This window comes from Desertihabitans brevis, from assembly GCF_003327535.1.
In the GTDB taxonomy this organism is placed as follows: domain Bacteria; phylum Actinomycetota; class Actinomycetes; order Propionibacteriales; family Propionibacteriaceae; genus Desertihabitans; species Desertihabitans brevis.
This window is the reverse complement of sequence record NZ_QOUI01000003.1, coordinates 385,335-397,616: the sequence shown is the minus strand read 5'-3', so window position 1 is coordinate 397,616 and position 12,282 is coordinate 385,335. Positions and strand designations below refer to the sequence as shown.

Here is a 12,282-nt window from a genome sequence, read left to right as displayed (position 1 = left end):
GCCTGCGCCTTCACCCCAGCAGCAACAACCACAACAGCCTCCACCGATCGGGTGTTGCGCTGGCTCCTGAACCTGCCCGTCCGTCATCACCTCGAACCGGAGGGTGGGTGGTGTCAGCGGGCAGCCGGCCGCTGCCGAGCGGGCACTGGATGAGGATCCCCGGGAGATCGGATGCCGGGGAACTCCGAACTCACGTGCCAGCTGCGCTTCTCTAGCCGCTCTCGGACTTTCTAGGGCTGTCTAGGACGCGGGTCAGGCCCAGGGGCCGGTGTCGCCGCCGGGGAGGTCGGCCTCGGGGTCGTAGGGGGTGCGGGTGAAGCGGAACGAGGCGAGGTCGAGGTGGTGCGGGACGCCGTCGCGGCGCACCACCTGCAGCCGCTCGCCGGCGTAGTAGCCGCTGGTGCCGATCCAGACGTCGGGGCTGTCGGGCCGGAACCCCGAGGCCCGCCCGGCGCCGACCGGGTCGAGGGTGAGCCAGCCGTCGGCGCGCAGCGCGAGGACGTAAGGCGCCGGCCCCCAGTACCAGGTGCCGGTGAGGTCGAGCAGGCTGGCCTGGGTGTCGTCGGCGTACCAGGGCTCGGCTGCGGGGGGCAGGTGCTGGTCGACGAGCGACCAGATGTCGGTGCCGAGGGTGGGTGGCATCCCGCTGGTGGTGTTGGTGAGGACGACCACGCCGAGGCCGCTCTCGACGTCGACCTGGAGGTTGGCGAGGAACCCGGGCATCGAGCCGCCGTGGCCGATCCGGCGGCGTCCGTCGGGGTTGGTCACCTGGATGCCGAGCCCGAAGGCGCTGCCCCAGGTCTGCCCGGGCAGGTCGCTGAACCCGCGGGGCAGCCGCATCGCGGCCAGCGTCTCGGCGGCCAGGACATCGGGGTGGCCGGAGCGGAGGAACTCCCCCCACACCGCGAGGTCGCCGACGGTCGACCACAGCTGGCCGGCGGCGGCCATCGAGTGGTGGTGGTGCTCGGGCTCGGTGAGCAGCAGGTCGGCGTGCGGGTGGCGGGCCAGCCCGGTGGCGTGCGGTGCCCTCGGACGGACGGTGGTGCGGGCCAGTCCGAGCGGCTCGAGCAGCTCGGTGCGCACCGACTCCTCCCAGCTGGTGCCGCGGTGCTGGGCCACCACCTCGGCCAGCACGGCGAACCCGACGTTCGAGTAGTGCAGCCGCTCCCCCGCCGGCAGCACGCGGCGCAGCTGCGGGGCGAGCCGCTCGAAGGGGTAGCCCTCGGTCCGCTCCCACCACGGCGCGTCGGTCTCCGCGCGCAGCCCGGAGGTGTGGCTGAGCAGCTGGGCCACGGTGACCTCGCCGATCGCGGTGCCGGGCAGGTGCTGCTCGAGCCGGTCCTCGACCGCCAGCACGCCCTCGTCGCGGAGACGGAGCACCAACGCGGCGGTGAAGGTCTTGGAGATGGAGCCGATCCGGTACTGCGTGTCGGCGCCGGCCGGCTCGCTGCCGCGGCGGCCGTCGACGGTGCCCGCGCTGGCGGTGCTGACCACCTCCCCGGCGCGGGTGACGGCGACGGTGAGGCTGGGGATGCGGTGCTCCCGCTGGCTGCGGGCGACCAGACGGTCGAGCTCGGGGGTGAGAGTCATGGGCGCCATCCTCTCGACATCGGCGCCCACCCGCGTCGGCGACGAGCCGACGACTCCGACTCCGGCTCCAGCTCCAGGAACGGCCACGCTCAGGCCTCCCGTGCCCGGTGCCGACCCTCGAGCACCTCCTGCAGCACCCGGACGGTGTCCCCGTCGAGGTCCACCCCGAGCACCCGGGCCGAGCGGGTGAGCCGCCGGGCGATCCGTTCCACCTCAGCACGGTGCCCGGCGCGGTGCTCGGTGCGCAGCCGTGCGACCAGCAGCCGCTCGTCGTCGGGGCACACCGTCAGAGCGCGCGCCGCCGCCCAGCGGGCGAGGTCGAGGTCGCCCGCCTCCAGCGCCCGGTCCGTCAGCACGAGGGCGATGTCGCGGATCGTGCACAGCATCTGCACCCGCATCTCCTCCGCCCACCCCCACTGGCCGGGGGCGGCGTCGGCCAGTGGCGCCCCCCGCACCATCCGCAGCGCCGTGACCAGGGCGTCCGTCCGGGCCTGCGGCACGCCGCCGGCGACCAGCACCTGCAGCTCGTCCCAGTCCGACCCGACCGCCGGGTGCAGCGAGATCCGTCCCGAGTAGGCGTCGGGCAGGTACGGCTCGCCGTCCTCGTCGGCGCCCAGCCAGGTGCGCAGCCGGCTCATGTTGGACCTCCGGGTGCCCTCGGCCACCACCAACGAGGACGCCATCGCCGGCGCCGTGCGCCCCGGGTTCTCCAGCAGCCACGCGCAGTACTCGATGCACTGCTTGACCGCCCGCGTCGGCGGCGTGCCCCGGGCGCCGATCAGCTCGACCACGCCGAGCATCAGCACCGTGGGCGGCCTGGTCGCATCGGCGTCGCCGCCGCTGGTGGGCACATCGTCCTCCTTCTCCTGCGAGCCCCTCCCCGGCAGCCGCACCACCGTCCGGTCCTCGTCCCCAGCAGCGTCGGGGCCGGCGCCGGTGGCCGGTCCCCACCAGGACGCCGGTGTGGTCGCGGTCGACCCGCTGACCCGCATCAGCTCGAGCACCGCCTCCCGCACCTCCACCCCGACCAGCTGCGGCACGAGCTCGACCACGGGGTCGTCGGCGGTCTCCAGCCGCGCCCGGTCCTGTCGCAGGCGCAGGCAGCCCAGCCCGGGCCCGACCGACGTCCGGGCCGGGTCCGGCAGGACCGCGCCGACCGGGGCCCCCTCCAGCACCAGCCCGTGCAGCCGCTCCCGCTGGACCTCGGTGGGCGGGTCGGCGAGGACCAGCACCTCCGGCGTCCAGGCGGTGTCGGCGTCGGGCTCGAAGCGGTGCAGGGCGAGCACCCCGGGCCGTTGCTGCTGGGCGCGCCAGCGTCGTTCCAGTCGGTCGAGCTCCTCGTCCAGGCCGGTGGCGGCGTGGACCCCGCTGAGGTCGGCGGCGTGGGCGAACTCGGCGGCCTCGGCGCCGAGCACCGTGGTGGTCAGCTGCTCGGCCCACGGGCTGCAGGCGAGCTCCATCAGCACGGCGGTGCCGGCGGCGCGGAGCAGCTCCGGGTCGTCGGTGGCGAGGGTGGTGAGGCCGAGGTCGGTGAGCGAGACCAGGAGGTGCCCGCGATCGGTGCGCCCGAGGGAGACGAGGCTGGGCCAGGCCACGGCGCTGGCGTCCTCGACGAGCTCGTGACGGTGGGCCTGCCAGTCCTCGGCGGTGAGGGTCCAGGTGGTCCGGCGGGACGGGCCGTCCGCTCCGGGCCGCAGCTCGCTGGTGCTCGCGAAGCCCGAGGGTGCCGGGAGGAACCCGCGGTGGACGAGGGTGATCGCGTCGGGGGCGACCACCGCGTGCGTGAGCGGCGGGACCGGCTCCTGCCGGCTGGCGCAGTGGGCCGCGACCCGGCGCTGCACCCACAGCAGGTGCTCCAGCGACAGCGACTCCTGGTGCTGGGCCAGCGCCGCCCGGACCGTGCTGGCCCGCCGGGACGGCAGCGGCAGCGCCCGGCCGAGGGGCCGGCCGTGCAGCTGCAGCGTGCGGCGGTAGGCGAACCCGCCGACCAGCGCGGCGGCCAGCAGCCCCCCGGTGCTGCCGACCACACCGACCCGGGCGACCGCGTCGGCGGTGACACCGTCGGGGTCCTCCGCCTCGGGCGCGACCGGCCTCGGAGGACCCGGCTGGGTGGTCGGTGCGTCCTCCGAGGTCGGCGCCGTCCCGCTCGGAGCATCCGGCGTCGGCTGCCCGGCTGGCGTCCCCGGCCCCGGTGGGGCGACTCCGGGCGTGGCCGGTGTCGGTGCGCCGGAGGTGGTCGGCGTGCCAGGCCCGGACGCCGTGGGCTCGGCGGAGGGTGGCCGCGGTGAGGGCTGCGCACCGGGCCCGCCGCCGTCCGGAGCGTCCTCGTCCGGCGCCGCACGGCGTTCCTCCGCTGGCCGCTGAGGTGCCGCGGTGCGGTCGTCCTCGACGGCCGGCAGCTCGAGCACCGTGCCGACCGCCAGCTCGTCCGCGTCGGGGACGGCGTCACGGTTCAGCGCGTGCAGCTCCGCCCACCGGGCGGGGTCGCCGAGGTGGGTGGCGGCGAGCGAGCTCAGGGTGTCGCCCTCGCGGACCCGTACCGTCGGCGCGGTCTGGCCCGGCTCCGCCACCCCGGGGACGACCAGGTGCCACCCGACCTGCAGATGGTCGGCCCCGCCGGTCAGCCGGTCCGGGTTGGCCGCGGCGATCCGCCGCCACTGGGTGCCGTCCCCGTAGTAGCGCTCGGCGAGGCTCCACAGGTCGTCGCCCTCGACCACCTCGTGACGGTGGTCGCTGCTGCGCAGGCTCTCCCCCGGCGCGGCCGGCCGGTCCGGCGCCCGTGGGCCCGCCTGCGGACCGGCCTGGACCGCGAGCACCGGCTCGGCCTGGGCGGACCCGGCCACCTGCGGCGTCACCACCATCGCCACCACGGCCAGCAGCAGCCCGCGGACCATGCCTCGCGGGACAGCCAGCCCGGGCAGGCGCAGCGGCCGACGGGCCGCGATCGCGACGCTCTCGACCAGGGTCGACACCAGCAGCACCAGCCACGCGAGCCACCCGAGGAGGGTGAGCACCACGAGCAGGGCCGACCCGTCGTCGGGCGAGGTCAGCCGACGCCACAGCTCCGTCGGGGCGACCAGATCGAGTGAGGGCAGGTGCCCAGCCACCACCAGCAGCAACGGGGCGCCGACCAGCAGCGCCAGCAGGACGAGCAGGGCCACCAGGCCGCGGACCACCCTCATCGCCGTCCCCGGTAGGTGTCGAGGGCGGACCGTCCGTCCGCGGTGAGCTCGGTCGACCCGGGCAGCCCGGGCACCACGACGTCGGACAGGCCGACGGTGCAGGAGACCGAGACGTCGACGGTGCCACCCGCGCCGGGGCTGCGTCCGAACCCGGACGGGTCGACCGCGACGTCGAGGGACAGGCAGTCCAGCCCGTGGGTGCCGAGGTTGCTGCGCACCACCTCCTGCGCCGCCTGCCGGGCGGCGGCCGGGCTCCGGGCGAGGGAGGCGGCCCGGGCCGCGCCGGCGGCCGCGTCCTCCACCGCCTGCCGGGCGAGCCAGAGCCGTCCTCCGGCGACCACCAGGCCGATGACCATCACGAGCACGGGGACGACGAGGGCGAGCTCGGCGGCGGCCGCGCCGCGCTCTCCGCGGGCCGGCCGGGCGCTCCGTGCCGGGGTCATGTCAGCTGCTCCCTCGGCACGTTGGCCGTGCCGCTGACCCTCCCGAGCCCGAGGTCGACCACCAGGTCGACCTGCGCGGTGGTGGTCACCTCGACCCGGCCGTCGGTACTGCGGACCCGGACCTGCACCGAGTGCAGCCCACCGGCTCTGGTCACCTCGCCGGCGGCCTGCTCCGCGCGGCTGCGTGAGGCGCTGCTGTCAGCCACCGCGGCGGCCTCGGCGCCGGCCACCGCCGCGTGGCGCACGGTGTTGCGGCCGTGCACCCACACGCCGAGCTGGATCACGGCGAGCAACGTGGTGAGCAGCACCGGGACGACGAGGGCCCACTGCACCGACTCGCTGACGCCGCGCTCGCCGCGGGACGGTCTGGTCACGCCTCGGGCATCCTGGCCCGGACGTAGAGGGTCACCGCCGTCACGACGATGGTGGCGATGGCGATGGCACCGGCCAGCAGGATGGCGTTCTCGGTGGACTGGGACAGCCCGCGTTCGTCCTTGGTCGGGGTGGGCTGCAGCCAGAAGCCGACGAGGGCGTTCAAGATGGTGGTCATGGTCTCCTCCTCGTGGTGAGTCTGTCGGGATCTCCGACCGACGGGGGTGGTTCTGCCGGGTTGTGCACAGGCCTTCTACGGACCGATGAGCCGCAGCAGCGGCGGCACCAGGAAGATCAGGCCGAACACCAGGGCCGGGATGACCATGACCACCGACATCCGCTCCGAGACCTGCTGCGCCGCGATCGTCAGCTCGCTGCGGTGGGCGTCGCGCAGCTCCCGGACGCGGGCGCGCAGGGTGTCGGAGAGCGCCGCCCCGGACTCCTCCAGGCTGGTGACGTCGGCCAGGTCGGCCAGCTGGGGCATGTCGAGCTGCTCGGCCAGCCGCTTGAGCTCGGGCCAGGGCGGTCGTTGCTCCAGCCGGGCCCGCTCCAGCGCGGCCTGGATCCGCAGGAAGAGCGGGCTGCTCGACATCGACGCCGCCGCCTGCAGCGCCTGGGTGCCGGACCGGTTGGCCAGCCGCTCCAGCACGACCAGGTCGAAGTAGGTGAAGAGGGCCTCGCTGGCCGCGCCCCGGCTCGCCCGCTCCCCCCGCCGCAGCGCGATGTCGGGGACGAACCAGCCGATTACCAGCCCCAGCACCGTCCCGATCACGGGCACGCTGAGCGACAGCCCGAAGACCAGCAGCGCGCAGCTGCCGACCAGCAGCGGCAGCGCCGCCCCGACCAGGGCCATCACCAGCTTCTCGGAGTAGAAGGCCGCGATCGACTGGCCGCGGAGCTCGAGCAGCTGCAGCTGGTGCTCGGTGACCGGTTGGGGTGAGCGTCGGTGCAGCCAGGCACCCACGCGGTCCAGCCGGGAGCGCTCGCCGCCCCCGCTCTCACTCGGTCCCCCGGCCGGCACCGGGCTGTCCAGGGCCAGCAGGTCGAGCGCGTCCGACAGCCGTGGGGTGGCCGGGACGAGTGCGCGGACGAGCACCACCAGCCCCCCGACGACGAGGACGCCGCTGAGCACGACCAGCGCGGTCTGCAGGTGCAGCGTCACCGGAGCACCTCCGGGGTGAGGATGCGCTCCCGCCGCGCCGGCGCGGTGAGCCGGCGCAACCACACCAGGGCCCCGGCGTAGGCCCCGAGCAGCGCGGCGAGCAGCGCCTGCCCGAGCGGGGTGGTGTAGGGCTGGAAGAAGTCGGGCACCAGGAACAACGCCGCCACCAGCGCCACCACGGTGATGACGGTGACCTGGCGCACCACGATCCGCGGTTTGGCGCGCTCCACCTCGACCTCGCGCATCGACTTCAGCCGGTCCTGGGTGGACTCCGACAGCTCGCGCAGCGTGGTGGAGACGCCGGTGCCGCCGCGTTCGGAAGCCAGCACCATGGCGGCCAGCACGGCATCGGCGTCCGGGCTGTCGAGCGAGTCCGCCATCGCCAGCAGCGCCTCGCGCACCGTCCAGCGGTCGTTGAGCCGGGCGGCGACCAGCCGGAGGTCGTCGACCAGCAGGTCGGGTGCCTGGCGGACGGACCCGCGCAGGGCGTCCGGGACCGACTGACCGGTCTGCAGCGTGGCGGTCATGGTGCGCACCCAGCGGTCCAGCGCACGGAGCAGCTCGAGCTCGCGGTTGCTGGGGTCGGCCAGCAGCCACGGCAGCCCGATCACGCCCACCGGCACCAGCACCAGGGTGAGCGCGATCCCGGTGACCAGGTAGGTGGCGGCCCCGGCCAGGACGCCGAGCAGGAGCAGCAGGTCGCGCCGGCGACCGGCCCGTCCGGGCGGACGACGGGTGAGCCGGCTCCAGGTGGCCACCCCACCGGCGCGCACGCGGACCCGGCGCGGCGGTCGCGGCCGGCGCCGGGCGCCCAGGACGACCAGCAGCAGCCCGCCCACCAGGAGGACGCCGGTGAGCAGGGCGAGCAGGTCGTTCACGTCGGCGTCCCGGGTCGGGCTCGCCAGGTGGCGAGGAAGGGTGCCAGCTCACTCATGAAGTCCGGCTCGGGCTGGAAGAAGGCGCCGGCGCCGCTGGCGGAGTAGACGAGGTGGGTGCTGGGCCGGCCGCCCTCGATGGCCCCGGTGAGCTGGCGGATCTCACTGATCCGGCGGGTGCGCACCCCGCCGCGCCAGGAGTCGTCGGACAGGCTGACGTGGACGAGGAGGTCGACGTTGTGCGCGATCTGGCGGTAGGCCTCGTCGATGTCGAGCACCCCGCCCTGGGCGACCCGGGACGCCAGCCGGTCGATGGTGCTGGCCGCCGATCGGGAGTGGGTGGTGCTCAGCGAGCCCGGCCCGGCCTGCATGGCCTCGAACATGGCGGCCGCCTCACCGCCGCGCACCTCGCCGATCACCAGCCGGGCCAGGTTCTGCCGCAGCGCCTCGGGGATGAGGTCGGAGACGGTGAACTCGCCGAGCCGGCGGCCGTCCACCACCTCCCCGAGGCCCGGTTTGGCCTGGAGGGCCAACATGTTCTGCCGTCCGGGCAGCAGGTGGGTCAGCAGCTCGTAGTCGGTCTCGATCGTCCCGAACCGCTCGCTGCTGGGGATCGAGGAGACCATCGCCCGCAGCAGGGTCGTCTTGCCCGCGCCCTGGTCGCCGCAGATGACCACGGACTTGCGGGCCAGGACGGCCGCGTGCAGGAAGGCGCCGACCTCGTCGGGCATCAGCCCGGTGTCGCACAGCTGGGGCAGGGTGACGTCGGTGAGCAGGTGCTGACGGATGGTCACCGAGGGCCGGTGGGCCAGCCCGAAGCCGATCGCGTGCAGCCGGAAGCGGTGCCCGAGCGCCAGCGTCATGGTCGGGTGGGCGTCGTCGAAGGGCCGGCTCGGGCTGGCCATCTCGCCGAGGAAGCGGACGGCCTCGACCAGCTCCTCGTCGCTGTCGGCGACCGGTGGGTGCGGCACGCGCCGGCCGTCGCCGTACTGCACCTGCACGGAGTCGCAGCCGTGGATCTCGATGTTCTCCGCCCCGGGCAGGTCGAACAGCGGCTGCAGCCGGCCGTAGCCGAAGACGGCGTCCTCGACCGCCGAGGCGTAGCGCCGCTCGACCTCGATCGGCCACAGCTCCTGACCGAGCGCGCTGAGCTGCTCGGCGTGGCGGCGGACGATCGAGCGGATGGTGGCCCGCCCCATCAGACGGCGGTCGACCTCGGGCATCGGGCGTCCGGAGGCCTCGGCGTGCTGGCGGGACTGCTCGGCGATCTCGGTCGAGGCCTGCCGTCGCAGCAGCACCACCAGACCCCAGTCCACCGGGGCGGCGGCGCGGGCGGCGGCGTGCGCGGGGCTGGCCGCCACCTCCTCGGCGCTGAAGGTCAGCCGCGGCGAGCGGGGCGAGGCGGGACCGGGCGGTCCGGCGTCCGGCGGCGCGGCGCCGTCGCGGAACAGCGGAACCGAGTGCAGGGACGGGTGGCTCACCGCGGCGCCCCCGTCACCAGGTCGCGCGAGCGGGAGACGATGCCCGACAGCGTCTCGGCGGTCTGACGGAGCGATCGGACGTAGCCGGACTGGCCGAAGCGCCGCGGATGGGCAGCACCGTCGGAGAACACCGCGGCGGCCGCCGGGTCGTCCTCGACCACCGACCACACCGGCAGCCGGAACTGCTGCGCGATCTCGCGGGCGCCGTAGGGCCGGCCCTCACCGACCAGCACCAGCCCCAGCTGACCCCTGCTGAGCGCGGTGGTCTCGGCCAGCTCGGGCAGGTACAGCCGGGTCGCCGCCAGGGAGCGCAGCGTCGACCGGGTGAGCACCACCACCGCGTCGGCCGCCGAAACCAACTCGGGAGGCAGGCCCTCCGCACCGATCCGGCCGGCGTCGACCACCACGTCGAAGCCGGCGGTGTCGAGGTTCTGCAGCGATCGGGCCAGGTCGGCCCACACCCGGGAGAAGAGCCGGGCGGTGCCGGGATGGGTGAACCCGGGCAGGAACAGCCGGCGCCGGTGCTGGTCGCCGGCGAGCTCGAGGGTGTGGTGCAGCACCTCCTGCTCCAGCGGACGCCCCTCGCGGTGGGCACGCGCCAGCTCGACCAGCCCGCGGCCGCGGCCGTCGGCGCCTTGCAGGAACCCGGCCAGCACCGCCTGGGACGGGTCCCGGTCACCGTCGACCAGCAGCACGTCCCGCGGCCAGAGCAGCGCGACGCCGACCGAGGTGGCGGTGACGCCCGGCGCTCCCGCCGCCGCAGCCAGCACCACCAGTGCCATGTCAGCCCGCCCGCACCAGCACGAGACGGTCGGTGGCGGCCAGCCGGGCGACCCGCTCGCTGGCCGCGCTGTCGACGGTGACGTCGACGAGGCTGGCGACTCCGTCGGGCGCGGTCTCCGGTGCGCTGTCGAGCACGGCCGGGACCGCCGAGCCCAGGTCGGAGGAGGAGTCGTCGGGGCCCGGCACCGGGACCAGCAGCACCCGGTCGCCGGGCGTCAGCGTCTGGCTGGGCAGCCGTCCCGGCGCCAGCGACAGGCCCATCCGCACCGTCCCTTCCGCGACCGCCGGTGCACCGACCCCGCCGGCGGGCACCAGCGAGCCGGCGGGGAGGTCGACCAGGGCGTGCTGGCCGACCAGCTCGTCGAGCTGCTCGGCCGGCACGGTCGAGACCCCGGGCAGCGAGCCGACGGTGACCGGTCCGAGGTCGCCGGCCTCGACCACCTCACCGCGGGCGACGGCGGAGTTCACCCGCAGCACCTGCTCGGAGGTGACCGCACCGTTGTAGAGCAGCACCGCGCCGATGCCGCCGAGGCAGATGGCGAGCACGCCTGCCGCGATCCAGCGGGGCGATCGTCGGGCGCGCAGCTGGTGCTGACCGCGCTCCAGGCTGGCGACGTCGGGCGCGCGGCGTTCGGGCGGCCCTGGCACCGGGCCGGTGGGTGGCCCGGACTCCGTCGGCGAGCTCCTCATGACCGTCGACACGGCACTGCCTCTCGTGCTCCCAGGGGGTGGTGACGCGTCCGAGACAACCACGGCTGCTGGCGCCTTGACCAGAGTCTGGATCGGATCTGTGCACAAGTTCGTGGGATGGCGCAGCTGGCGGTCAACCCGGTGGTGGTAGGGCTGCACGCCTCCAGCGACGGACCGTCACGTGCGAGGAGTGCGCGGGCCGTGGATCGCCAGGTACGCTGTCAGCGGAGGTGGTCGGATGACGAGCGCAGCGGAGATCGCCCGGGAGATGGCCGACGAGGTGGTCCGCACCCGACGCACGGTCGCAGCGCTCGGTGCGGCGATCGAAGCGGCGCACGTCCGCGCCAGCCCGGCCCTCGCCCGTGCCGTGCAGGCCGAGGAGGGCCTGTACCAGCGGATCGCCGACGAGTTCGGGCTGCTGACCAGCGCGGAGGCGGGACGCCGGCTGGGCTCCCGCTCGAAGGCGGCTCGCAACCTCGCGCTGTCGGCCCGACGTGACGGGCAGCTGCTCGCCCTGCGGCGGGGCCGCTACGACCTCTTCCCCGGGTTCCAGTTCGACGACCACGGGGCCCGTCCGGTGGTCGCGGCGCTGATCGCCCTCGGCGAGGAGCACGAACGGAGCGAGGCCGGCCTGGTCCAGTGGTTGATGGCGCCGACCACCTACCTCGACGGTCTCCGGCCCGTCGACGTCATCGACGACCCCGACCGCCTGCTGTCCGTCGCCCGGGAGGCGTTCGGGGTGCAGTGGTGACGACACCGCCGCCACCGGATCCGTTCGACGCCGCCGAGGAGGTCCTGACGGCCGGGACGGCGCTCTACCGGGTGGGCAGCACCCGGCGTCCGTTGCACACGTTCAACCCGGGCGTCGGCTCGGGCAGCCGGTTCGCCTTCTTCGGTGATCCGCCGGTCCCGGTGCTCTACGCCGCCGACACCGCGACGGCCGCGCTCACCGAGACCCTGCTGCACGACATCCCCGTCACGGGCGGCTTGCTGACCAGCGACGCCTACACCCAGGTGGTGATGGGTCGGCTCCTGATCACCCGCGACCTGCGGCTGGCCTCCCTGCGCGGGCTCGGGCTGCAGCGACGCCTGCGCGTCGAGGCGAGCCAGCTCACCGACACCCCGAGCAGCGAGTACCCCCGCACCGTCCGGTGGGCCGAGGCCGCGCACCGGGCGGGCTTCGACGGGCTGGCGTGGACGTCGCGGCTCTGCAACGACTCGCGCGCGGTCGTCCTCTTCGGGGACCGGGCCGGGGACGCCGTCGTGCAGGACGTCTGCTTCGGGCGGTACTTCCACGCCGGACCCGGGCTCGACTGGCTCATCGACACCTGCGCGCCGCTGCACGTGGACGTCCTCCCGCCCAGCTGACCCGCCCGGTTCAGCGCGTCCGGTACCGGGCGTAGCGCAGCCCGCTGCCGAAGGTGTGCTCCTCCACCAGCTGTAGGTCGAGCCGGGCGCCGTCGGGGAGGAACCGCTTGCCGCCGCCGACCACGGTGGTCGTGGTGAACAGGTGGTACTCGTCGTCGAGTGAGGTGATCATCGAGTAGACGAGCTTGCCCATGCGTCCTCCTTCCGTCCGGACGCCGACCCGGCGCCAGCGCCACCGGCTCTGACCCTGCGCCGACCGACAACTCATCGCACCGACCACCCACGCCGATCCACTTTCCTATAGGATCGCCGCAGTCCGACGACGCGAGGGAGACC

The 12,282-nt window shown here is 74.9% G+C and carries 13 protein-coding genes; 2 read left to right on the top strand and 11 right to left on the bottom strand.

The features are described 5' to 3' along the window. Positions 1-252: 252 nt before the first annotated feature. The 10 genes from DT076_RS07375 to DT076_RS07330 form a co-directional block, all read right to left on the bottom strand. Entirely contained in the window at positions 253-1,590 is a 1,338-nt protein-coding gene (locus DT076_RS07375; RefSeq protein ID WP_233493734.1) for a serine hydrolase domain-containing protein, read from the bottom strand. Between the two features lie 89 nt (positions 1,591-1,679). Further along, positions 1,680-4,772 carry a LysM peptidoglycan-binding domain-containing protein gene (locus tag DT076_RS20230; RefSeq protein ID WP_147264094.1) on the bottom strand — a complete coding sequence of 1,031 codons (3,093 nt, stop codon included), beginning with the start codon at positions 4,770-4,772 and terminating at the stop codon, positions 1,680-1,682. After that, positions 4,769-5,215 carry a TadE/TadG family type IV pilus assembly protein gene (locus tag DT076_RS07365; RefSeq protein WP_114125994.1) on the bottom strand — a complete coding sequence of 149 codons (447 nt, stop codon included), beginning with the start codon at positions 5,213-5,215 and terminating at the stop codon, positions 4,769-4,771. The genes DT076_RS20230 and DT076_RS07365 overlap by 4 nt, the downstream gene beginning before the upstream one ends. Further along, on the bottom strand, positions 5,212-5,589 hold the full coding sequence (locus tag DT076_RS07360) for a TadE family protein (RefSeq protein WP_114125993.1): 378 nt from the start codon (positions 5,587-5,589) through the stop codon (positions 5,212-5,214). The genes DT076_RS07365 and DT076_RS07360 overlap by 4 nt, the downstream gene beginning before the upstream one ends. After that, entirely contained in the window at positions 5,586-5,765 is a 180-nt protein-coding gene (locus DT076_RS07355; RefSeq protein WP_114125992.1) for a hypothetical protein, read from the bottom strand. Before DT076_RS07355 ends, DT076_RS07360 begins: the two co-directional genes overlap by 4 nt. Before the next feature lie 75 nt (positions 5,766-5,840). Continuing rightward, a complete protein-coding gene (locus tag DT076_RS07350; RefSeq protein WP_114125991.1) occupies positions 5,841-6,749 on the bottom strand; it encodes a type II secretion system F family protein in 909 nt (302 codons plus the stop codon). After that, positions 6,746-7,627, bottom strand: a complete 882-nt coding sequence (locus DT076_RS07345) for a type II secretion system F family protein (RefSeq protein WP_114125990.1) — start codon at positions 7,625-7,627, stop codon at positions 6,746-6,748. Before DT076_RS07345 ends, DT076_RS07350 begins: the two co-directional genes overlap by 4 nt. Continuing rightward, the gene (locus DT076_RS07340) at positions 7,624-9,105 is read right to left on the bottom strand and encodes a CpaF family protein (protein ID WP_114125989.1); all 1,482 of its coding nucleotides are present in this window, start codon (positions 9,103-9,105) and stop codon (positions 7,624-7,626) included. Before DT076_RS07340 ends, DT076_RS07345 begins: the two co-directional genes overlap by 4 nt. Next, a complete protein-coding gene (locus tag DT076_RS07335; protein ID WP_114125988.1) occupies positions 9,102-9,887 on the bottom strand; it encodes a hypothetical protein in 786 nt (261 codons plus the stop codon). The genes DT076_RS07340 and DT076_RS07335 overlap by 4 nt, the downstream gene beginning before the upstream one ends. Before the next feature lies 1 nt (position 9,888). Then, positions 9,889-10,536, bottom strand: coding sequence for an SAF domain-containing protein (locus DT076_RS07330; RefSeq protein WP_114125987.1), 648 nt, complete (start codon positions 10,534-10,536; stop codon positions 9,889-9,891). Positions 10,537-10,816: 280 nt separating this feature from the next. Between DT076_RS07330 and DT076_RS07325 the strand changes: the two genes are divergently transcribed. Then, positions 10,817-11,329 carry a hypothetical protein gene (locus tag DT076_RS07325; RefSeq protein WP_114125986.1) on the top strand — a complete coding sequence of 171 codons (513 nt, stop codon included), beginning with the start codon at positions 10,817-10,819 and terminating at the stop codon, positions 11,327-11,329. After that, entirely contained in the window at positions 11,326-11,946 is a 621-nt protein-coding gene (locus tag DT076_RS07320) for an RES family NAD+ phosphorylase (protein WP_158548073.1), read from the top strand. Before DT076_RS07325 ends, DT076_RS07320 begins: the two co-directional genes overlap by 4 nt. A gap of 10 nt (positions 11,947-11,956) precedes the next feature. Here the strand turns inward: DT076_RS07320 and DT076_RS07315 are convergent, their stop codons facing one another. Next, positions 11,957-12,139 (bottom strand): hypothetical protein, encoded by a 183-nt coding sequence (locus DT076_RS07315; protein ID WP_233493732.1) that lies wholly within the window; start codon positions 12,137-12,139, stop codon positions 11,957-11,959. Positions 12,140-12,282: the final 143 nt, after the last annotated feature.